The sequence below is a fragment of the Streptomyces sp. NPDC001393 genome (assembly GCF_053597455.1).
Window position 1 is genome coordinate 119,789 of sequence record NZ_JBSFIH010000018.1, and the last position, 21,591, is coordinate 141,379.

Genomic DNA, 21,591 nt, shown 5'->3' on the forward strand with positions numbered 1-21,591 from the left:
ACCTCACAGCCGGTGCCGGCCGGTCCCGGTGTCGTACGCCGGCCCGCAAGGGGATCGGCGCCCTCCGGGACGCGGCCGGTTGCTCGCGGGTGAGTCCATGACCGCGGTCCCCTTGCTGCTCCTCGCGCTGATTGAGAACGAGGATCTGCGCGATGCGATCCGGATGGACGAAGAGACCTGACCTGGACGGGCAAAACGGCGCGGCGGTTCTTCACGGCGCCCCGGTCAGGGTCGACCATGCCATGTCATGGACATTTTGCTCGTCGCCAGTGCGTTCAACAGCCTCACCCAGCGCATGTACGCGGAACTGACGGACCACGGGCACCGCGTGGACGTCGTCCTCGCCTCGCAGGGCACCGACCCGGTCCGGGCCGCCGTACGGGAACTGCGGCCCGAACTGGTCATCGCGCCGATGCTCAGGACGGCGCTGCCCGACGACGTGTGGCGCGAACACACCTGCCTGATCGTGCATCCGGGTCCGCCCGGCGACCGCGGCCCGTCCTCGCTGGACTGGGCCATCGCCGAGGGGGCGCAGGAGTGGGGCGTGACGGTCCTGCAGGCCGAGGCGGCGATGGATGCGGGTGCGATCTGGGCGGCGGAGCCGTTCCCCGTACCGCCCGTCGGCAAGAGCGACCTGTACCGCAACGAGGCCTCCGACGCCGCCGTCACCGCCGCCCTCACCGCCGTACGGCGCTACGCCGAAGGCTCCTACAAGCCCCGGCCGCAGACCGACGACTCGGTCAGCGTGGTCTGGCGTGACGTCTTCCGGCAGCAGCGGCGGCGCATCGACTGGGAGCAGGACGACACCGAGACCATTCTGTGCAAGCTCCGCGGCGCCGACTCGCAGCCGGGCGTCCTGGACGAACTCCTCGGCCGGGAGGTCTTCCTGCACGGCGGGCACCCCGAGGACCGGCTGCGCGGCCGCCCCGGCGAACTCCTCGCGCGCCGTGCGGGAGCCGTCTGCCGGGCCACCCGCGACGGCGCGGTCTGGATCCCGGAACTGCGCCCCCGCCGGAACTCCGGCGACCCCGCGCCCTTCCGCCGCCCCGCCGCCTCCGTGCTCGCGGCCTGGGAGCCCTCCCTCGAACTCCCGGAAGCCGCGGTCCCGTTGGAGCTGCCGCCCGACCGGCGGACCTGGACCGACATCCGCTACCGGCAGCGCGGCGACATCGGATTCCTGGGCTTCTCCTTCCCGGGCGGCGCGATGAGCACCGACCAGTGCCGGCGGCTGCTCGCCGCCTACGAGCACGCGCTCTCGCGGCCCACCCGCGTCCTGGTGCTCGGCGGTGCCCGCGACTTCTTCTCCAACGGCATCCACCTGAACGTCATCGAGGCGGCCGCCGACCCGGCCCAGGAGTCGTGGATCAACCTGGGCGCCATGGACGACCTGGTCGAGGCCGTACTGCGCACCACCGACCGGCTGGTCGTGGCAGCGCTCGCCGGCAACGCGGCGGCCGGCGGCGCCATGCTCGCCCTCGCCGCCGACGAGGTGTGGTGCCGCACCGGTGTCGTCCTCAACCCGCACTACCGGCGCATGGGCCTGTACGGCTCGGAGTTCTGGACGTACACCCTGCCCCGCCGCGTCGGAGCGGAACACGCCCGTCGGCTGACCACCGAGGCCCTGCCCGTCAGCGCTGCCGCCGCCGAGCGGCTGCGGCTCGTGGACCGGCTCGTCCCGGCCGCGCCCGGCGACTTCCCGGCCGAGGTCGAGCAACTGGCGGCCGAACTCGCCAACTCGCCCTTCCTGGGCGCCCGGATCGCCGCCAAGGCGGCCCGCGCCGCGGACGGGAGCCAACGCCCCCTCGCCGATTACCGCGAGGCCGAACTGGCCCGTATGCACGCCATCTTCTTCGACCCCGCCGCGCCTTACCACAGCCTGCGCTCCGCCTTCGTCCGCAAGACACCCTCCGGTTCACCCCGGCCCCTGACCGCGCCCACCGGAGACCTCCGGTGACGCCGCGGCTGCTGGTGGCCGGAGTCGGCAACATCTTCCTCGCCGACGACGCCTTCGGACCCGAGGTGATCCGCGCCCTCGGCCCGCGTCCGCTGCCGCCCGAGGTCCGGGTCCACGACTACGGCATCCGCGGCATGGACCTTGCCTACGACCTGCTCGACGGGTACGACATCGCGGTCCTGGTGGACACCGCGCGGCGCGGTCACCACCCGGGCACCCTCTCCCTGATCGAGGCGGAACCGCCCGACGGCAGCGTCGTGCCCGAGGCCCACGGCATGGACCCCGCCAAGGTGCTCGCCCTCGCCGCGCACCTCGGTGACGAGCCCCTGCCCCGCGTCCTCGTCCTGGCCTGCGAGCCCGCACTGCTGCCGGACGACGACGACCTCCTGCCGGAGCTGAGCACACCGGTCCGGGAAGCCGTCGGCCGGGCGGTGGACGCGCTGCACACGCTGATCCCGGCCCTCCTCGCCGAGCCCGGCGCGCCCGCGCCCCCGTTGGGCCGCCCGGTGGAATCCGGGCCCCCCTGCCCGGCTGCGCTGCCCGGCACCGCGGTCGGCTGAGCGGAAGATCGGTGGAGCCCGGTCCGCAGGGACGTGCCCCGGGCTCCACGCCGCATCCGAGGAGCAGCGCCCATGTGCCGGTACGACGTCAAGCAGGCCGTCCTGGCGAAGAACGACGACCTGGCCGCTCAGCTGCGCGGCGATCTCGCCCGGCAGGGCGTGACCGTAGTCAACCTGCTGTCCAGCCCCGGCAGCGGCAAGACCGAACTCCTCGGCCGGGTCCTGGCCCGCGCGGTGCAGCGGAAGGTGCCGGTGGCGGCGCTGACCGCGGACCTGGCCACCGAGAACGACGCCGTACGGCTGGCCCGGTCCGGCGCCCCCGTCCAGCAGGTGCTCACCGACGGCCTGTGCCACCTGGAGGCCCGTCAGGTGCGGGCCCGGCTGACGGGCTGGCTGCCCGAGGACACCTCCGTGCTCTTCGTGGAGAACGTCGGCAACCTCGTCTGCCCGGCCGCCTACGACCTCGGCGAGAGCATGCGGGTCGTGCTGATGGCGGTCACCGAGGGCGAGGACAAGCCGCTGAAGTACCCGACCGCGTTCGGCTCCGCCCATCTGGTCGTGATCACCAAGACGGATCTCACCGAGCCGGCCGGCTTCGACGAGAACGCCTTCCGGGCCAACGTGCACCGGGTCAATCCGGGCGTGGAGATCGTACGGTCCTGCGCCCGCACCGGCGTCGGTGTCGGCACCCTCCTGGACCGCGCCCTGGCCGCCCGGGACGGCACGCTCCACCGCCCACCGCTCGCGCCGCATCCGCACGGCCACCACCACACCGCGCCCGCCCCCGCCGTATGACGGCCCCCGCGACCGGACTGGTCCGCCGCCGCCTCACGGTGCGCGGCACCGTGCAGGGGGTCGGCTTCCGGCCGCACGTGCACCGCCTGGCCGCGGGCCTGGGACTCGCCGGATTCGTCGGCAACACCGGCGACGGCGTGATCGTCGAGGTCGAGGGCCCGGCGGACGAGGTCGACCGCTTCTGCGCCGAACTGGCGCAGCAGCCGCCGCCCCTGGCCACCGTGAGCGGCATCGCCGGCGAGGACCTGCCCGCCACCGGCGACACCGGCCCCTTCACCATCCGCTCCACCGAGCGGGCCGTCGGCCGCACCCAGCTGCCGCCCGACACCGCGACCTGCGCCGACTGCCTGCGCGAACTGGCCGATCCGGCCGACCGACGGCACCGGCACCCGTTCGTCACCTGCACCCACTGCGGACCCCGCTTCACCATCGCCACCGCGATGCCCTACGACCGGGCGGCCACGACCATGGCCGGCTTCCCGATGTGCCCCTCCTGCGCCCACGAGTACGGCGACCCCGCCGACCGGCGCTTCCACGCCCAACCCGTCGCCTGCCCCGACTGCGGGCCACGGCTCACCCTGGTCCCGGCCCTCGGCGGCCTCCGCGCGGCGCGGGACGCGCACGCCCTCGCCACGGCCCGGGCACTGCTGGCCGCCGGGCGGATCGTCGCCGTCAAGGGCGTCGGCGGCTACCACCTCGCCTGCGACGCCACCGACGAGCGGGCCGTGGCCGCCCTGCGCGACCGCAAGGAACGCGGCGGCAAGGCCTTCGCCGTGATGTGCGCCGACCTCGTCACCGCCGAGCGGATCGCGGTCCTCTCCGCAGCCGAACGCGCCGCGCTGACCGGCGCCCGCCGCCCCATCGTCCTGCTTCACAGGCGCACCGCGCCGGGCGCCCTCCGCCTCGCCGCCCAGGTCTGCCCGGGCAGCCCGCACGTGGGCGTGATGCTGCCCTACACCCCGGTGCACACGCTGCTGTTCGGCCTGCCCGGCGATCCGCCCGGCCCGCGGGTGCTGGTGATGACCAGCGGCAACCGCTCCGGCGAACCCATCGTCACCGACGACGCCGAGGCCCTGACCCGGCTCGCCGGACTGGCCGACGCCTGGCTCGCCCACGACCGGCCCATCGCCTCGCCGTGCGACGACTCCCTGCTGCGGGTGCGCGCCGACGGCACCGAGCAGGTCCTCAGGCGTTCCCGCGGTTACGTCCCGCGGCCGGTGCGCCTCCCGGTCCCGGTCCGCCCCACGCTCGCGGTCGGAGGCGACCTGAAGAACGTCCTGTGTCTGGGCGAGGGCGACCACGCGTGGTTCGGGCCGCACATCGGCGACATGGGCGAGCTGGCCACGCTGGAGGCGGCCGAGCGCGCCGAGCGGCACCTGGCCCGGCTGACCGGCGTCGCTCCGGCGCTGGTCGTGGCCGACCGGCACCCCGGCTACCACTCGACCCGCCGGGCCCGCCGGCGTGCCGCCCGACTGGCGGACGGCTCCCTGCGGCTGGTCCAGCACCACCACGCCCACATCGCCTCCGCGATGGCCGAACACGGGCTGGACGGCACGACTGAGGTGATCGGAGTCGCGTTCGACGGCACCGGATACGGCGACGACGGCACCGTGTGGGGCGGAGAGGTCCTGCTCGCCGACTACACCGGCTGCCGGCGCTTCGCCCACCTCATGCCTGCCCCGCTGCCCGGCGGAGACGCCGGCGTGGCCAACCCCTGCCGGCTCGCGCTGGCCCGGTTGTGGGCGGCCGGGCTGGACTGGGCACCGGACCTGCCGAGCGTCGCCGCCTGCTCGGACCCGGAACTCGCCACGCTCAAGCGCCAGTTGGACCGACAGGTGGCGTGCGTGCCGACCTCCAGCATGGGCCGGCTCTTCGACGCGGTGTCGTCGCTGGTCGGTCTGTGTCACCGGGCGGGATACGAGGCGCAGGCCGCGATGGAACTGGAGGCCGCGGCGGCGCAGGCATGGCACGTGGACGCCGGGGCCTACCCCTTCGCGGTCACCGGCGCGGGCGTCCTCACCTGCGACCCCGCGCCGATGCTCGCGGCCCTGCTCGCGGACCGACGGCGCGGCACCCCCGCACCGGTCCTCGCGGCCCGCTTCCACCGGGGTGTCGCACGGGCCGTCGCCGAGCTCTGCCACCGTGCCCGCGCAGCAACCGGTCTGGCCACGGTCGCCCTCACCGGAGGCGTCTTCGCCAACGGCCTGCTGGAGGAGGAGTGCACCGCGCTGCTGGCCGGGGACGGCTTCTCGGTGCTCCGGCACGGCGAAGTACCCCCGAACGACGGAGGGCTGGCGCTCGGCCAGCTCATGGTCGCGGGAACAGCAACCCCCCACGGGACGGAGTGACCCATGTGTCTGGCAGTGCCCGGCAAGGTCGTGTCCATCGACCGGAGCGCCGACCCCCTGACCGGGCTGATCGACTTCGGCGGAGTGCGCAAACAGGCGTGCCTGGAGTACCTGCCCGACATCGGGGTGGGGGAGTACGTCATCGTCCACGTCGGCTTCGCCCTGCAGCGCCTGGACGAGGAGTCGGCCCGCGCGTCCCTGGAGCTGTTCGAGCAACTGGGGCTGCTGGAGGAGGAGTTCGGGGACGCCTGGGAGCAGGCGGCCCGGCAGGAGAGCGGGAGTGAGGTCCGGTGAAGTACATCGACGAGTTCAACGACCCCGAGCTGGCACGCCGGCTGCTGGACGAGATCCGCGCCACGGTCACCCGGCCCTGGGCGCTGATGGAGGTCTGCGGCGGTCAGACGCACTCGATCATCCGCCACGGCATCGACCAACTCCTGCCGGAGGACGTCGAGTTGATCCACGGCCCTGGCTGCCCGGTGTGCGTCACACCGCTCGACGTCATCGACAAGGCCCTGGAGATCGCCGCCCGGCCCGAGGTGATCTTCTGTTCCTTCGGCGACATGCTGCGCGTGCCCGGCACCGACCGGGACCTGTTCCGGGTCAAGGGCGAGGGCGGCGACGTACGCGTGGTGTACTCACCGCTGGACGCGCTCGACCTCGCCCGCAGGAACCCGGGCCGCCAGGTCGTGTTCTTCGCCATCGGCTTCGAGACGACCGCCCCGGCCAACGCCATGGCCGTCCACCAGGCCCACCGCCTGGGCATCGCCAACTTCAGCCTGCTGGTCTCCCACGTGCGGGTCCCACCCGCGATCGAGGCCATCATGACTGCACCGGAATGCCGCGTGCAGGGCTTCCTCGCAGCCGGTCATGTGTGCAGCGTCATGGGCACGGCCGAGTACCCCGAACTGGCCGAGCGGCACCGGGTGCCCATCGTCGTCACCGGCTTCGAGCCGCTGGACATCCTGGAGGGCATCCGCCGCGCCGTCCACCAGCTGGAGCGCGGCGAGCACCGAGTGGAGAACGCCTACCGGCGCGCCGTGCGTGAGCAGGGCAACCCGGCGGCCCTGCGCATGCTGGAGGAGGTCTTCGAGGTGACCGACCGCAACTGGCGCGGCATCGGACGCATCCCCGCCAGCGGCTGGCGGCTGTCCGACGCCTACCGCGCCTACGACGCCGAACACCGCTTCGACGTCACCGGCATCCGCACCGAGGAGCCCGCCGTGTGCCGCGCCGGGGAGGTGCTGCAGGGGCTCATCAAGCCGACCGAGTGCGAGGCCTTCGGCACGGCCTGCACCCCGCGCACCCCGCTCGGCGCCACCATGGTCTCCAGCGAGGGCGCCTGCGCGGCCTACTACCTGTACCGCCGGATGAACACCCCGGCGGCCCAGGGACCGCCCATCCCGCAGGTCCCGCAGGTCTCGCATGTCGCGCAGGTCTCGCACGAGGAGATGAACCCCGTTGGCTGACCTGGCTACCGAAGCGGCCGTCGACCCCGCGAACTGGACCTGCCCCGCCCCCCTGCGCGACCAGCCGGTCGTCGTCATGGGCCACGGCGGAGGCGGTGCCCTGTCCGCCGAGCTGATCGAGCAGGTCTTCGCCCCCGCCTACGGCAACCCCACCCTGGCCGCGCTCACCGACTCGGCCGTCCTGGACCTGGGGGGCGCCCGGCTGGCCTTCTCCACCGACTCCTACGTCGTACGGCCGCTGTTCTTCCCCGGCGGCAGCCTCGGCGACCTCGCCGTCAACGGCACGGTGAACGACCTGGCGATGAGCGGCGCCCGGCCCGCCTATCTGTCCACGGCCTTCGTGCTGGAGGAAGGCGTGGCCCTCGACGTCGTCAGCCGGGTCGCGCGGGCCGTCGGCTCGGCGGCCGAGGCCGCGGGCGTCACCGTCGCCACCGGCGACACCAAGGTCGTGGAGGCCGGGCACGGCGACGGCGTCTACGTCACGACCGCCGGCGTCGGCCTCGTCCCCGACGGCGTCGACATCCGCCCGCAGCGCGCCCGCCCGGGTGACGCCGTGATCGTCAGCGGCCCGATCGGTCTGCACGGCGTGGCCGTCATGAGCGTGCGCGAGGGCCTGGAGTTCGGCGTCGAGATCGCCTCCGACACCGCGCCACTGGCGGACCTCGTGGCGGCCATGCTGACGGTCACCCGGGACATCCACGTCCTGCGCGACCCCACCCGGGGCGGCCTCGGCGCGTCCGTGAACGAGATCGCCCGCGCCTCCGGCACCGGCGTGCGGCTGCACGAGCGGGCCATCCCGGTCCCGGACGAGGTCGCGAACGCCTGCGGCTTCCTCGGTCTGGACCCGCTGTACGTAGCCAACGAGGGCCGACTGGTCGCCTTCGTGTCCCCGCAACACGCGGAGGCCGTCCTGGCGGCGATGCGGGTACACCCGCAGGGCACCGGCGCCGCCGTCATCGGCGAGTGCGTCGCCGAGCACCCCGGCATGGTCGTCGTCGCCACCGCACTGGGCGGCACCCGGGTCGTGGACCTGCCGCTGGGGGAGCAGTTGCCCCGCATCTGCTGAGCGCCCCCGCCCCCGGTCCCGCCGTCAGAGCGGGGCCGGGGCCGGTTCCACTCCCGTGATCTCCAACTCCCGCCCGCTGCGCAGCTCCTGCGAGGGCCGGTCGCAGCGCGGGCACCAGAAGAACGGCGGCATGCCCACCGCGAACTCCGCGGCACACGGCGCACAGTAGGCGTGCGCCGTCACCTGCTCGACGACCAGCCGGGCCTCGGCGAGCGCCGTGCCCTGCCGGGCCACCTCGAAGGCGAAGTCCAGGGCGTCCGGCACCACACCCGCCAGCTCGCCCACGCGTACCGTCACCGACGAGACACCACCGGCGCCGTCCGCGCGGGCCATCTCCTCGGCCTGTTCCACGATCGCGGTCGCGATCGACAACTCGTGCACGGCCGCGGATCAGGGGTAGCGGCGGTTCGCGCGCAGGCCACCGGTCATCCGGTAGATACGCAGCTCGCGCATGATGCCCGGCAGCTCCCTGACGAACAGGGCCGCGACCAGGCTGCCGACCACCGCCGCCTGTGCCGCGAGCAGCTGACGTCCCGACATCCCGGCCCGCCGGGTACTTCTCCGCATGCCAACGTTGAGTGCGGTCACTTTCTGCTCCCTCATCCCGGCGAGATGTTCGGCATGTCCTTCACCAGGGCGTCATGCCGTTTCCAGTGGATCCCGGTGGAGCGGCGCGCGTCGGAGCTGCCGTCCTTGTGGTGTCCGGGCTGGTGCTTGTACGGGCCCATGTTGCCCTGGTGCAGCCCGCGCACATGGCTGGGCGTGTCGGGCTTCGCCTGGGGGCGGCCCACTCGGATGCTGCCCATGTCGGTTCTCCTTCCGGGTCCTCAGGACCGCTCAGTCAGCTCCCTGAAGAACTGTTCTACGGCCGGCCAGACCCGCCCGCCACCGGAGAGGCCCTGCCACTCGCGGCGGACCAGGGCGACCATCCGGTAGCAGTCGTCGACCGGCACGATCCAGTGCTCCGCAAGGCCCCGCACGGTGTTCACCAGCAGCGCCTCCACATCGGGTGCCATGGTGGCGAGCTGCGGAACCGTGGCGGCCAGCCGCTGCCAGGCCTCCGCGTCCACCTCCCACCGCATGGCCCCGGCCGGGCTCGGCCCCTGTGCGGTGACCGTGCCGTCGGAGCGCGGCACGAAGAACACCAGACCCACCGGGACGCCCAGCACCGCCGTGTCGACCGGCGGCAGCCGCAGCCGGCGCCGGGGCACGAGCCGGTAGCGGCCCTCGCCCGCCCCGTCGTCGGCGAACAGCACCGAGCAGGGGCCGCACACGCACCGCACCTCGGCGGCACCCGTGTCGTACAGGTGGGGGTGTTCGACGGCCAGGCGGGCGGCGCACAGCTCGCAGGCCTCGGCCTCGGCCGTCGCCGCCCGGTCGGCCGCGGAGCGGATGACCCGCGCGAGCGCTCCGTCCATCCTCACCGAGCCTCCTCGGGCACGGCCCGGCGCCTGATCGTGCTCAGCGGTACGAACGCGGGCGCTGCCTTCCGCCCGGCGGTACCCGGCACCGTCTCCACCGAGGTGAGCTCGGGAGCGACGGCCAGCACCGCGTCCCGGACCACCTCGGTGATCTCCGAGGAGCCACCGCCGCATCCGGAAGCGCACCCGCCGCCCGAGGTCAGCCGCACCCGCGCCACCCCACCGTCGGCTCCGGCCCACTCCAGGTCACCGCCGCGCTCGCGCACCGCCGGCCGCAGCCTCTCCACCGCGCGGGCCGCCCGGCGCTCCGGGGACTCCGGGTGGATGTCGTGCAGGACCAGGAGATGCCCGAGCAGCTCGTCCTCGGCGAGCCGCTCCCGCAGCCGCTCGTCCGCGTCGTCCAGCACCCGCGCGAGGGCCTCGCCGTACACCTCGGTCAGCAGCCGCACCGCCTCGAGCGCCGGGCCGGGCGCGGACTCCAGGCCGGCCAGCACCTCGTCGAGACGGGCGAGCCGCGCCTCCACCGCCGGGCCGGGGAGCCGTACGGCGGCGTCAGCCATGGTTGGCCCCGTAGGTGGGCGAGTGCACGGTGGTCAGGGTCTTGCCCTTGCCCATGTACATGTGCACACCACAGGGCAGACAGGGGTCGAAGCTGCGCACGGTGCGCATGATGTCGACGCCCTTGAAGTCGTCGGGCCCGTTCTCCTCGAAGATCGGCTGGCCCTGCACGGCGTCCTCGTACGGGCCCGGGGTGCCGTAGCTGTCGCGGGGGCTGGCGTTCCACGGGGTCGGCGGGTACGGGTGGTAGTTGGCGATCTTCTTGTCCCGGATCACCAGATGGTGGGACAGGACCCCGCGCACCGCCTCGTGGAAGCCGCAGCCGATCGACTCGTCGGGCACCTCGAAGTTCTCGAAGACCTTCGTGTCGCCGCTCCTGAGCATCCCCATGGCCTCCTCCAGGAACTGCAGGGCCATGGCGGCGGCGTAGGCGATGAAGTACGGCCGGGCGCGGTCCCGTTCGAGGGTGTTGCTCCACTTCGGGATGCGCCACTCAAGGGTCTGCTCCGGCAGCTTCTCGCCCTTGGGCAGGGTGATGCGGATGCCGCCGCCGGTCGCCTTGACGTACGGCGTGTCGACCAGGCCGCTGAGCGCGGTCGACCACAGCCGGGCCAGCGGGCCGCCCCCGGTGTCGAGCGCGAGATGCTCACCGGTGTCGGGGTGGTACCAGCGCGGGCTCATCACCCAGCTGTAGTTGCCGTCGAAGTCACGTTTCTGCGGCACCGGGACCGTGGTCTGGTTCCACGGGTGCCGCATGTCGACGGGATTTCCGAGCGGGTCGTGGGTGACGAACGGATCCTCGTTCACCCAGTCCTCGTAGTAGGAGCTGCCCAGCATGATGCGCAGCCCGAGGTTGATGTCGATCAGGTTGTTGGTGACCAGCTTGCCGTCCACGACGACACCTGGGGTCACGTACATCGCCCGGCCCCACTCGTTCATCGTCGCGTAGCGGTAGTCGACGACGTCCGGGTTCTGGAAGGCGCCCCAGCAGCCGAGCAGGATGCGGCGCTTGCCGACCTCCTCGTAGCCAGGCAGGGCCTCGTAGAAGAAGTCGAAGACGTCGTCGTTCATCGCCACCGCCTTCTTGATGAAGTCGATGACGCGCATCAGGCGGCTGAGGTAGTCGGTGAAGGTGTTCGGCTGCGGCATCGTGCCGACGCCGCCCGGGTACATCGTGGAGGGGTGCACATGCCGCCCCTCCATCAGGCAGAACATCTCCCGGGTGATCCGGCTGACCTTCAGAGCCTCCTTGTAGACCTCGCCCTCGAAGGGGTTGAAGGCCTTCATGATGTCGGCGACGGTCCGGTAGCCGTGGACGTCCCCGCGGGGTGCGTCGGTGCGCTCGGCGCGGGCCAGGACCCCGGGGTTGGTGGCCTTGACCATCGCCTCGCAGAAGTCCACGAAGACCAGGTTGTCCTGGAAGATCGTGTGGTCGAAGATGTACTCCGCCGCCTCACCGAGGTTGGTGATGTGCTCGGCCAGCTTGGGCGGCTTGACGCCGTAGGCCATCTGCTGGGCGTAGTTGGAGCAGGTGGTGTGGTTGTCGCCGCAGATGCCGCAGATCCGCGAGGTGATGAACCCGGCGTCGCGCGGGTCCTTGCCCTTCATGAACACCGAGTAACCGCGGAAGAGCGACGAGGTGCTGTGGCACTCGACGACTTCCCGGTTGGCGAAGTCGATCTTCGTGTAGATGCCCAGGTTGCCGATGATCCGGGTGATCGGATCCCAGGACATGTCGACGATCTGGGCGGGTTTGCGTTCGGTGGGCCGGGACTCTGTGGTGGTCATCTGCGGTGCTGCCCCTCGCTGTTCGGGTCGGGCGGGTCGGTGGCGGGGTGGGGACGGGCGGCGTCAGGCACGCCAGTGCGGGTTGTAGCCGCTGGTCAGCTTGCGCTTGTTGTGGCGCCACTTGGGCTCGTGGTTGACCACGTCGTTGGTCAGGCCGCGCAGCCGGCGGACGACGGCGCCGTACGGCTTGACGAGCATGGTCGACAGCGTGCCGCCCGGGGGTTCGTCCATGAACGGCATGAACGCGTCGGGGAAGCTGGGCATCGTGCAGCCGATGCAGATGCCGCCGACGTTGGGGCAGCCGCCGATGCCGGCCATCCAGCCGCGCTTGGGCACGTTGCAGTTGACGACCGGGCCCCAGCAGCCGACCTTCACCTGGCACTTGGGGGAGTTGTAGTCCTTCGCGAAATCGGCCTGCTCGTAGTAGGCGGCCCGGTCGCAGCCCTCGTGCACGGTCTTCCCGAACAGCCACTGCGGGCGCAGCATGTGGTCCAGCGGCGGCGGGGGTGCGGCACCTGCCGCGTGCTGGAGGACCCAGACGAGGGTCTCCATGAAGTTCTCCGGCTGGATGGGACAGCCGGGCACATTGACGACCGGAAGCCCCGACCGCGCCTTGAACTCCCAGCCCAGGTAGTCCGCGAGGCCCATGCAGCCGGTCGGGTTGCCGGCCATGGCGTGGATGCCGCCGAACGTGGCGCAGGTCCCGGCGGCCACCACCGCCCAGGCCTTCGGCGCGAGCTGGTCGATCCACCAGTTCAGGGTCTGCGGCTCGCCGGTGTCCGGGTCGTTGCCGAACGACGTCCAGTAGCCGTCGCCCTTGATGATGTTCTGGTTCGGGACCGAACCCTCGATGACGAGGATGAACGGCTCCAGCTCGCCCCGCGCCGCAGCACGGTACGGAGCGAGGAAGTCCTCGCCGCCCAGGCTCGGTGACAGCACCTTGTTGACGAGGTTGACCTTCGGCAGGCCCGGGATGAGGCCCAGCACGACGTCCTCGATGGACGGCTGGCCGGCGGCGGTCAGCGACACGGTGTCGCCGTCGCAGCTCATGCCCTCCGAGATCCAGAGGATGGTGATCTCGTCGAACCCCTTCCGCGCCGCGGCCCCGCCGGGCTCGCCGCGGACATCGGTGGTACCGCTCTGTGTGGTCATCGCTGTGGCCTCCGTCGCTGCCGGTTGCGGAGTCGGTCGTGGGGGGCGGCCGGGGCCACGCGGGTCCGGGCCTGGGGGCGGTCGAGGGCGGCCTCAGGGGCGTCCATCGAACCGACCCTCCTCCGGCCCGCCGGCCGGACGTTCGGGGGGCCGCGGGGGCTGCGGCCGGGGTGAGGTGACCGGACCCGGTGCGCCGGAGTCACCGAGCGGTTCGACCTCGTCGGGCCGGAAGTAGTGGAAACGGCCGTACCAGTCGTGCAGTTCGGCGGCCGGATCGTCGTCGACCGTGACCGCGAGGTGGACGCTGCCGTCCACGTCGTGGAAGACGGCGGCGACCTGCGCGGTCCGTCCCGCCAGGAACATGTCCTGGGCGTCGGCGCCCCGCACGCGCGGACGCAGCCGGACCCGGCTGCCGCCGCCGACGGGTACGCCGGCCACGAGCACCGTGTCGGTCGCCGGGGACAGGCCGTCGTCGCCGCCCTCCTGCCACCAGGCGGGCCGGTCCGCGCCGGAGCGGGTCCCTGCCGGGGTCAGGGACCGGATGGCGCCGTGCAGCCGGGCGAAGACCTCGGGGGGCATGGTCTCGACCCGGTCGAGGATCTCCGCTGCCCGTGGATCGGTGGCCCGGGCCTCGGCCTTCTCCTCGTCGGTCAGCAGCATCGTGCGCAGGGTGAGGATCTCGTCGATCTCCGCCGCGTCGTGCAGATCGCCCGGGCTCTCCGGTGCCACCTGGGGCCAGTCCGGGAGGATGATCGGGGCGGAGAGCAGCACGGCGCCCGTCGTGCCCTGCTGGGGCGGGCCGGCGAGCACGGGGAACGTGAACGCGTTCCGGCAGCCCCGCGCGTGCTGCGTCAGACCGGCGGGCGGATCGATCAGCGAGGCGAACTCCAGGCCGTACCCGCCGACGAGGGTGTGCGTGGCGAGCAGCGCCTGCCGCAGGGCCTCGGCGCGCGGGGCCCTTGGGTCCGTCGCCTCGCCGGTGTTCTCGGTGCGCACCCGCAACCGGTGCAGCTCCGGCGCGAGCGGTTCGGCCACGACCGTCGTCACGGCCCGCACCTCCCCGCGCCGCCGTACCGTCCGCCCGGTCCCGTCCGCGAGTGCTGCGACCTCCGTGCCGCCGGCCGCGCCGACCGAGGCCGTACGACCGCCGTGCAGCAGCTCCTGCAGCGGCAGCTCCAGCTCGGTCTCGTGCGGCACCGCTTCCTCGAACGACAGATGCGTGGTGCCGTCGGCCGTCCGCAACGACGGGACCGGGCGGTACCGTCCGTCCGGGCCGACCGCCTCGACCTGCTTGTCCTGCATCTGCAGACAGCGCACCCGCACCCGTACGACCGCGTCGGCGCGCGGTGTGCGCACCAGGCACTCGGTCTGCTGGTACCAGGAGTCCGCAGAGCCGGAGATCCCCGGGCTGACCGGCCCGTCCCGCTCGACCCAGTCGCGGGGCAGTAGCACGCCGAACTGCCAGCGCACCCGGTTCTTCGGCGAGGACCGGCGGTACGGGTACAGCAGGTACCCCTCGTAGAGCACGGCGTCCGCGACCGCACCAACCTGTGCGAAGGCGTCGACGGCCCGGCCGTCCAGCACGGCGGCGTGCGCCGCTCCGCCCCCGCCGGTTCCCTCGGACATGCCGCCTCCTCATCGCAGGTCTCCTGCGCGCACTCCTTCCACCAAGGTCACACCGGTCACGGACCCTCGCTCCTCCGGCGCACCCCGATTGCGCCGCACGGGGGACGAGGCGCGTCCGAGGGGGCCCCGGGCATGCCGGCCGAGGCCCGGGGCGACAAGATCGCCGAAGGCCTGAGCGCGGGACGCAGTGCGCCGCTTCACGAGGGACGCGCGAGGTCCAGGCAGCAGCGGACGAAGTCCTGGACGACCGGATTGCGGTCGTCGGCCGGTGCCCAGGCCACGCCCACCCGTGTCGGGCTCACTCCCGTGACCGGCCGGTACACCACTCCGGGGCGGGAGTAGAACCGCGCGGCGGACTCCGGGGCGAGGGCGATGCCGTACCCGTTGGCGATGGCGCTCAGCCAGTCGTCGGGCTGTTCGGTGACCGCGCCGACGCGGACCGGCCGCCCCTCGCGCTCGTCGGCGGCAAGCCAGTGGTCGCGCCAGGCGCCGGTCTCCTCCGGCGCGGCGACGAACGGCTCGTCCCACAGCTCGCGGAAGGCGATCTCGGCGTGCCCCGCCAGCGGATGCCCGCTCGGCAGGGCCACCCACCGCGCCTCGCTGAACAGTTCCTCCACCCGGAAGGAGGCCTCGCCGGGGAAGGGCAGCCGCAGCAGTGCCGCGTCCACCTCGCCGTCGGCCAGCCCGGCGCTCGGGTTCGACCAGGCGGCCTGCCGGAGTTCGACCCGCCACCCGGGGCGGCGGCGGGCGAACTCGGCGACGATCTCCTGTGTCGCCTCGTTGGCCGCGCTCGCCAGGAACCCCACACGCAGGATCCGCGCGGCCCGCCGGCCTGTGGCCTTCGTGGCGCGCACCGCGTCGTCCCAGGAAGCGACCAACGCCGGTACCCGGAGCGCGAGTTCACGGCCCGCTTCGGTGAGCGTCATGCCGGCGCGCGAGCGGTCGAAGAGCCGTACGCCGAGTTGGCTCTCCAACTGCCGGATCTGCTTGGTCAGGGCCGGCTGGGACACGAACACACGCTCGGCGGCACGGGTGAGGCTGCCGTCCTCGGCGACGGCGAGGAAGGAACGCAGCAGACGCGTGTCGACATCCATTCCCACAGGTTATAGACGCTGGTATTGGACGTCATGCCGCCCTGCAGGTGAGGTTGGAGCCATGGAAATCGCCTATGTGTCCGTCACCTGCGTGGCCGTCCTGGCCAACGCGGGCATCGCGGCGGCCGACCTCGCGAAGGCGCCGTTCGTGCTCGCCAACTCGGCCGGGGTCGGCGTGCCGTCCGCCTGGCTCCCCACGCTGGCCCTGCTCAAGGCGGCCGGAGCGGCCGGGCTGCTCCTCGGACTGTTCGGCGCGCGTCCCCTCGGGATCGCGGCCGCCGCCGGGCTGGTGCTGTTCTACGTCGGAGCTGTGATCGCCCATGTGCGGGCGCGGGTGTTCCACACCATCGGATTCCCGGGCCTCTTCCTCGGGCTGGCGGCGGGGGCGCTGGCACTGGCGGCCGTGAGGTGACCGGCGGGCGGCCACCTCACGGCAGCCGCTCGAGTGCGACCAGGGCCGCGTCGTCGCCGAGGTCGCCCCGGACGTGGTGCAGGAGGCCGCGGCGGAGGGCGGCCACCATCGCCTCCAGCGGCCGGCCGGCGTGCGCCCGCACGGGGGCGGCCAGGCCGTGGAACCGGCCACGGCGGTCGCGGGCCTCGATGAACCCGTCGGTGTACAGCACGAGACGGTCGCCCGGCACGAACGGCACGCTCTGGGCCACGGGCCGCACCGTCAGCAGGTCACCGAGGCCGAGCGGGGCACCGGGCCGGTCCGGCTCGTACGGGCATACCTCGCCGCGGTGAACGACGTACGGCTCGGGGTGGCCGCAGTGCACGATGCGGGCCACGGGCTCGCCGGGCGGGAACTCCACCAGTAGGGCCGTCGCGAACCGCTCGGTGAACAGGGCGTCGGCGCCGCTGGGCCGCTCGCCCTCCGGTGTGCCCTCCAGCGCGGCGATGTGCCGGCGCGCCCGCTCGTCCAGTTGCTCCGCCACCTTCGTCAACGACGGCTCCCGGTAGGCCAGTTCACGGAACGCGCCGAGCAGGGTCGCCGAGGCGCCGACGGCCTCCAGGCCCTTGCCGCGCACGTCGCCGATCACGAGCCGGGTGCCGTACGGCGTGGGCAGCGCCTCGTAGAAGTCGCCGCCGATGCGCGCCTCCGACTCGGCCGGCAGATACACCCCGCGCAGGGCGAGCGAGCCGATGCGGCGGGGGAGGGGGTGCATCAGGGCGCGCTGTGCGGTCTCGGCGACGGAGCGGACCCGGTGCAGCTGCCGTTCCCGGCGCTGCCGCAGGGAGCACGCGGCCAGCGAGGTCAGTCCGACCACGAACAGGCTGACGAGGGTGACATCCGCGTCCGGGTGTCCCCAACTGCCGGCGTCCCACTGGAGCAGCGCCGTGATCGCGAGCGCGGCGCAGCCGAGCGCCGCCGTCGCCCGGCACGGGAGCAGCACGGCGGCCAGCACCGGTACGGCGGCCATCACCGGCGAGACGTGGAGCCAGTCCGGGGTGAGCAGATCGGTGAGGGCGACGACCACCATGAGCAGCACGGGGGCCGCGGCCAGGAACGCGCGGGAGCCGCTGCCCCGGCGCCAGGGCGCCGGCGGGCGTCTCCTCGGCCGCCGGTGCGCGGGTGCGGCGGTGTGCGGGTCGGTGGTGTCCCGAAGGTCGGTGGTGTGAGAGATCATCATCGTCGTGGTGGGGGCCGGAGCGGGTCGAGGAGCCGGTGGGGCCGGGCGGGCGGAGCGGGCGGGGGCGCCGACAGACACGTCAGGGCCGACTCCAGGGGACGCAGCAGACGCTGGTCCGTGGCGGCCCGGTCCGGGGGATCGCTGCTGGGTGCGCCGAGCCGGGCGAGGGCCTGCCGTGCGGCGGGCAGGGCCGGGTGCGGTCGGCCGCCTCGGCAGGAGTACGCGCACAGGGCGGTCGTCCGCAGCAGGCGGGCGTACGGCTGCACGAACGCGGTGCCGCTGCGGGATCCCCCGGCCGCGCCCGGGTGGGCGTCCAGGAGTCGGCCCGTCGCGGTCACCTGCCCGGCCACGCCGGACAGTGTGCCCAGCACCCGGTCGTCCAGGTGCCAGCGGCGGCGCCGGGCCGTCGGCCGGACGTTCCAGCGCAGGCTCTCGTGTGCCTCGGCCACGGCGGTGCGGGCCCGGGTCAGCGCCGTACCGAGGTCGTCCTCCCAGGCCGGGCCGAGTACGGTCCGCGGCCGCTCGTGCCGTACGACTGCGTCGGCGAGGCCGTCGAGGTGCCGGGCGACCAGCAGGCGCAGTTCCTCCAGCGCCCGCTCGGCGGAGCGCACGCGGACGGCGGGGAACAGCAGCAGGCTGCAGGCCAGCCCGAAGGCGAGGCCCAGCACGAGCTCCGCGAGATGGGCGGCCAGCTCATCGGAGTGACCGCCGCGGACCAGGGCGAAGGTGATCAGGGCGGTCATCGGCACGTGCAGACCGTGGTGGCCGAGGAAGCCGCGCCGGGCCAGCAGTGGGGAGGCGAAGACGACGGCTGCCAGGCCGGCCGCGCCGGGCTCGGCGTACGGCGCGCCGGGTACGGCGAGGACGACGCCGAGCAGGCATCCGGCGGCGTAGCGGGTGGCGGCGGAGACCGTGGCCGCCACCGTCGTCTCGACGACGAGGACAGCGGCGACGGCGCCCGCGTAGGGAGCGGAGATGTGCAGCAGCCTCGCGCAGGTCTGCCAGGTCAGACCGGCCGCGACGGTCGCGCGAGCGGCCTCGGCGCCGTCGGCCCGCCCGATCCGCGCGAGGAGCTCCGGCCACCGTGGGGTGTGCATGCCTCGTCCGTGCCCTTTCCCGTCTTGCCGGTCATCCCTGTCGTCCACGTCGAATCCCGACGGCAGGGCAAGGCCGCCCAGGATAATCGGACAGATAGGGCATCAGGCAAATAAGGGAAATGCGGGGATCGTCGTGGTGCGCCTTATGGCTGGCCTGTTCAAGTCTCAATGAATCAGGCCCGGTTTGCGGCCTGCAGCCCCCTCAGCCGCCCGCGTTGTCGACGTGCATGCGCACCTGCTCCTCCAGGCGCCGCAGACTGCCGTCCAGCGCGTTGAACACCGCCTCCTCGCCGGGATCGTCACCGGGGTCGAAGAACGACAGGTGCACGGTCACCTCGCTGGCCCCGCTGCCGATCCCGGACACCTGCAGCCAGCCGGTGTAGCTGCCCTGCTCCCGGGTGCCCCACTCCAGGCGCATCTGGTCGGGCTCGGCTCGCAGCAGGGCGGGCATGTCCTGTCCCGAGCGGTCCTCGTGCACGGTGACGGAGGGTGGTTCCTCGACCTCCACGTGCAGGGCGTTCGGGAGCCAGGCGTCCAGCCGGCCCATGTTGGCCGCCTGGTCGAAGACCTGCTCGGGCTGCGCGGGCATCGCGCGGGACCATTGGTACTCGGTCATGGTGGCACCGCCCTCCGCTCGGGGAGTCGTACCCCGACCGCGTGCCCCTTGTGCGGCGACCGAAAAGCCCGCCGCGGCCCGCGCTGCGATCCGGACCCCGTGCGCCGTGAACTTGTCTGGTCAAGTTTGGTCGGGGTTCTTCCGCTCGACAGCGACGCCCCGTACTCATGTCCCGTTCGTTGTGCACAGTCAGGCCGAGCGGGCAGGCCCCGCACGGCATCCTCACCAACGGGACGAGGTACCACGTATGCGACTGCGCTGGAGATCCCTCGGCGGGCTGCTCGCCCTCCTCGGCGCGCTGCTCGTCGCCGCTCCCGCCCCCGCCGGGGCGGCCGGGAGCAGCGGCAATCTGATCGTCAACGGCGACGCGGAGGGCGGCGGCACCTGCACCGGCGACTGGGCCGCCGCCACCACCGTCCCCGGCTGGACCACCGAGGCCGGCGGCATGAACGTCATGTGCCACAGTGTCGCCTCCTTCGGACTGCCGAGCGACGGCAACGCCCCGGGCAAGGCGTTCTTCGGGCCCGGCAACTTCGGCGACGGAGCGATGACGCAGACCGTCGACGTCTCCTCGGCCGCCTCGGCCATCGACGGCGGGGGAGTGCACTACGACCTCTCCGGCTGGCTGGGCGGCTGGACCACCTACAGCGGTCACGTCGCGGTCAGCCTGCACTTCCACGACGCGAACGGCAGTCCCGTCGGCGCCGCCGCCAAGCTGCCCACCGTGTCCGCGAGCGACCGGGGCCTGGCCACCAAGTTCCTCTCGCGCAGCACCACCGGCGCGGTCCCCGCCGGCACCCGCTCCATCCAGGTCGAGGTGCAGTTCCTGTCGACGAGCAGCGAGACCGGCTACCTCGACAACCTCTCCCTCACCCTGGACACCCCGGTCACCGCGCCCGCGCCGCTCGCGCCGCCCGTCTCCAAGGTCCCCGGTTACGACCACGTCTTCATGGTCATGATGGAGAACACGGACTATTCCGAGGTCATGAACGACCCGGCAGACACGCCGTACATGCACAGCCTCATGACCCAGGGCGCCACGCTCACCGACTCCCACGGCGTCTACCACCCGAGCGACGAGAACTACCTCGCCATATCCGGCGGCGACACCTACACCAAGGGTGCCACCTACTTCCCGAACATCAACTCCCCCGAGCGCAACCTCGGTGACACCCTGGAGGCGGCCGGCAAGACCTGGAAGGCCTACGAGCAGGGTATGGGCACCCCCTGCAACACCAAGAACAACAACGACAGTTACTACCAGCCCGACGACGCGCCCTTCATCAACTACACCGACATCAGCGGTGACGCCCAGCGCTGCGCGGCCCACCTGTTCGACACCACGCAGCTCACCACCGACCTCAAGTCCGCTGCCACCACACCGGACTTCTCCTGGATCGCCGCCGACGACTACTACGACGGCGAGGCCTCCGGGAACGGCAACGCCACCAGCCTGAAGACCCAGGACGGCTGGCTGAAGCAGACCCTCGCCCCGGTCCTCGCCTCCCCGGCCTGGACGCAGGAGCGCTCGCTGCTGATCCTCACCTGGGACGAGAGCGAGAACGAGGCCTACAACCACGTGGTCACCACCGTCGTCGGCTCCCAGGGCACCGTCCCGGCCGGCACCAGCAGCCCGCTGCACTACGACCACTACGGCATCGGCCGCACCATCGAAGCCGCCCTTGGCCTGCCGGGTCTCACGGCCAACGACACCTACGCGACACCGCTCAACGCCGCGTTCGCGCCGTCCACCGCGAGCACGCCGACGCTCACCGGCGGCCTGAACGCGGTCTCCGACGGCGGCAATGTCACCTTCCGCTACTCGGTGCCGTCGGCGGCCCAGGCGAACGCCAAGAACTGGATCGGGATCTACCCGGCGGGCGTCACCCCGGGCAAGCAGTCCTCGCTGGCCTGGTCCTACGCCCCAAACGCCGGCGGTGCCCTGACCTTCTCCACCGGCAAACTGAGCGGAGCGGGGAAGTACGACGTGTACTACCTCGCCAACGACGGATACTCGGTCCTCGCCGGACCGTTCTCCCTGACCGTCGGCTGACCGGCCACGACGAGAACCGGCCCACGCGTCCTCACCGCCCGGCGCAGCGGCCCACGGATCCTCACTCCCTGGGCCGCTGCCCCCTCCGCCGTCCCCCGTGGCCGGCGATCACATGCCCAGCGCGATGGCGACGCGGGTCAGCTCGGCGGTGTTGGTGATGTTCAGCTTGGCCCGGATGCGGCGCAGGTAGGCGTCCACGGTGTGGGTGGACAGTCCCATGTGGCGGGCGGTCTGCAGATAGGTGCGGCCGGCGGCGATGTGCCGGAGCGTCTCCCGCTCGCGCGGAGCCAGCGCGGGGGCGGGGGCTTCGGTGTGCGCAGTGGCGAGAGTGGCGCTCATGGGGCAGTCCTCCGGGCGAGACCT

The 21,591-nt window shown here is 72.9% G+C and carries 22 protein-coding genes; 9 read left to right on the forward strand and 13 right to left on the reverse strand.

Annotated elements, in window-relative coordinates; genetic code table 11:
- Positions 1–247: 247 nt before the first annotated feature.
- The 7 genes from ACWC2T_RS21100 (at position 248) to hypE (ending at position 8,192) form a co-directional block, all read left to right on the forward strand.
- Positions 248–1,954: an enoyl-CoA hydratase-related protein gene (locus ACWC2T_RS21100; RefSeq protein ID WP_450671864.1), complete on the forward strand. Its 1,707-nt coding sequence runs from the start codon at positions 248–250 to the stop codon at positions 1,952–1,954.
- Positions 1,951–2,514, forward strand: a complete 564-nt coding sequence (locus ACWC2T_RS21105; protein ID WP_450671865.1) for a hydrogenase maturation protease — start codon at positions 1,951–1,953, stop codon at positions 2,512–2,514. The genes ACWC2T_RS21100 and ACWC2T_RS21105 overlap by 4 nt, the downstream gene beginning before the upstream one ends.
- 72 nt (positions 2,515–2,586) lie before the next feature.
- A complete protein-coding gene (gene hypB / locus ACWC2T_RS21110; protein ID WP_450671866.1) occupies positions 2,587–3,309 on the forward strand; it encodes a hydrogenase nickel incorporation protein HypB in 723 nt (240 codons plus the stop codon).
- A complete protein-coding gene (hypF, locus tag ACWC2T_RS21115; RefSeq protein ID WP_450671867.1) occupies positions 3,306–5,657 on the forward strand; it encodes a carbamoyltransferase HypF in 2,352 nt (783 codons plus the stop codon). Before hypB ends, hypF begins: the two co-directional genes overlap by 4 nt.
- Positions 5,658–5,660: 3 nt before the next feature.
- Positions 5,661–5,951 (forward strand): HypC/HybG/HupF family hydrogenase formation chaperone, encoded by a 291-nt coding sequence (locus ACWC2T_RS21120; protein WP_388764535.1) that lies wholly within the window; start codon positions 5,661–5,663, stop codon positions 5,949–5,951.
- Positions 5,948–7,126, forward strand: a complete 1,179-nt coding sequence (gene hypD / locus ACWC2T_RS21125; RefSeq protein WP_450671868.1) for a hydrogenase formation protein HypD — start codon at positions 5,948–5,950, stop codon at positions 7,124–7,126. Before ACWC2T_RS21120 ends, hypD begins: the two co-directional genes overlap by 4 nt.
- Positions 7,119–8,192 carry a hydrogenase expression/formation protein HypE gene (hypE, locus tag ACWC2T_RS21130; protein ID WP_450671869.1) on the forward strand — a complete coding sequence of 358 codons (1,074 nt, stop codon included), beginning with the start codon at positions 7,119–7,121 and terminating at the stop codon, positions 8,190–8,192. Before hypD ends, hypE begins: the two co-directional genes overlap by 8 nt.
- A 24-nt stretch (positions 8,193–8,216) precedes the next feature.
- On the opposite strand, the gene hypA is transcribed toward hypE, so the two are convergent.
- From hypA to ACWC2T_RS21175, 9 genes are all read right to left on the reverse strand, one after another.
- Positions 8,217–8,573 carry a hydrogenase maturation nickel metallochaperone HypA gene (gene hypA / locus ACWC2T_RS21135; protein WP_450671870.1) on the reverse strand — a complete coding sequence of 119 codons (357 nt, stop codon included), beginning with the start codon at positions 8,571–8,573 and terminating at the stop codon, positions 8,217–8,219.
- Between the two features lie 9 nt (positions 8,574–8,582).
- On the reverse strand, positions 8,583–8,780 hold the full coding sequence (locus ACWC2T_RS21140) for a hypothetical protein (RefSeq protein WP_450671871.1): 198 nt from the start codon (positions 8,778–8,780) through the stop codon (positions 8,583–8,585).
- A gap of 11 nt (positions 8,781–8,791) precedes the next feature.
- Complete coding sequence (locus tag ACWC2T_RS21145; RefSeq protein WP_450671872.1) at positions 8,792–8,998, reverse strand: hypothetical protein; 207 nt, start codon at positions 8,996–8,998, stop codon at positions 8,792–8,794.
- Between the two features lie 21 nt (positions 8,999–9,019).
- Complete coding sequence (locus ACWC2T_RS21150) at positions 9,020–9,616, reverse strand: DUF5947 family protein (RefSeq protein ID WP_450671873.1); 597 nt, start codon at positions 9,614–9,616, stop codon at positions 9,020–9,022.
- A complete protein-coding gene (locus tag ACWC2T_RS21155; RefSeq protein ID WP_450671874.1) occupies positions 9,613–10,173 on the reverse strand; it encodes a NifU family protein in 561 nt (186 codons plus the stop codon). The genes ACWC2T_RS21150 and ACWC2T_RS21155 overlap by 4 nt, the downstream gene beginning before the upstream one ends.
- The gene (locus tag ACWC2T_RS21160) at positions 10,166–11,959 is read right to left on the reverse strand and encodes a nickel-dependent hydrogenase large subunit (RefSeq protein ID WP_450671875.1); all 1,794 of its coding nucleotides are present in this window, start codon (positions 11,957–11,959) and stop codon (positions 10,166–10,168) included. The genes ACWC2T_RS21155 and ACWC2T_RS21160 overlap by 8 nt, the downstream gene beginning before the upstream one ends.
- A gap of 63 nt (positions 11,960–12,022) precedes the next feature.
- Positions 12,023–13,111, reverse strand: a complete 1,089-nt coding sequence (locus tag ACWC2T_RS21165; RefSeq protein WP_450671876.1) for an NADH-quinone oxidoreductase subunit B family protein — start codon at positions 13,109–13,111, stop codon at positions 12,023–12,025.
- A 93-nt stretch (positions 13,112–13,204) separates the two neighbouring features.
- Positions 13,205–14,737 carry a hypothetical protein gene (locus ACWC2T_RS21170; protein WP_450671877.1) on the reverse strand — a complete coding sequence of 511 codons (1,533 nt, stop codon included), beginning with the start codon at positions 14,735–14,737 and terminating at the stop codon, positions 13,205–13,207.
- Between the two features lie 197 nt (positions 14,738–14,934).
- On the reverse strand, positions 14,935–15,831 hold the full coding sequence (locus ACWC2T_RS21175; protein ID WP_450671878.1) for a LysR family transcriptional regulator: 897 nt from the start codon (positions 15,829–15,831) through the stop codon (positions 14,935–14,937).
- Between the two features lie 61 nt (positions 15,832–15,892).
- On the opposite strand from ACWC2T_RS21175, the gene ACWC2T_RS21180 reads away from it, so the two are divergent.
- Complete coding sequence (locus ACWC2T_RS21180) at positions 15,893–16,243, forward strand: DoxX family protein (RefSeq protein ID WP_450671879.1); 351 nt, start codon at positions 15,893–15,895, stop codon at positions 16,241–16,243.
- A gap of 16 nt (positions 16,244–16,259) precedes the next feature.
- On the opposite strand, the gene ACWC2T_RS21185 is transcribed toward ACWC2T_RS21180, so the two are convergent.
- From ACWC2T_RS21185 to ACWC2T_RS21195, 3 genes are all read right to left on the reverse strand, one after another.
- Positions 16,260–17,459 carry a PP2C family protein-serine/threonine phosphatase gene (locus ACWC2T_RS21185; protein WP_450671880.1) on the reverse strand — a complete coding sequence of 400 codons (1,200 nt, stop codon included), beginning with the start codon at positions 17,457–17,459 and terminating at the stop codon, positions 16,260–16,262.
- Positions 17,459–18,559, reverse strand: coding sequence for a hypothetical protein (locus ACWC2T_RS21190; protein WP_450671881.1), 1,101 nt, complete (start codon positions 18,557–18,559; stop codon positions 17,459–17,461). Before ACWC2T_RS21190 ends, ACWC2T_RS21185 begins: the two co-directional genes overlap by 1 nt.
- Positions 18,560–18,761: 202 nt before the next feature.
- A complete protein-coding gene (locus ACWC2T_RS21195) occupies positions 18,762–19,175 on the reverse strand; it encodes an SRPBCC family protein (RefSeq protein ID WP_450671882.1) in 414 nt (137 codons plus the stop codon).
- Between the two features lie 247 nt (positions 19,176–19,422).
- On the opposite strand from ACWC2T_RS21195, the gene ACWC2T_RS21200 reads away from it, so the two are divergent.
- Entirely contained in the window at positions 19,423–21,228 is a 1,806-nt protein-coding gene (locus tag ACWC2T_RS21200; protein ID WP_450671883.1) for an alkaline phosphatase family protein, read from the forward strand.
- Between the two features lie 108 nt (positions 21,229–21,336).
- On the opposite strand, the gene ACWC2T_RS21205 is transcribed toward ACWC2T_RS21200, so the two are convergent.
- Positions 21,337–21,567, reverse strand: a complete 231-nt coding sequence (locus tag ACWC2T_RS21205; protein WP_351210134.1) for a response regulator transcription factor — start codon at positions 21,565–21,567, stop codon at positions 21,337–21,339.
- Positions 21,568–21,591: the final 24 nt, after the last annotated feature.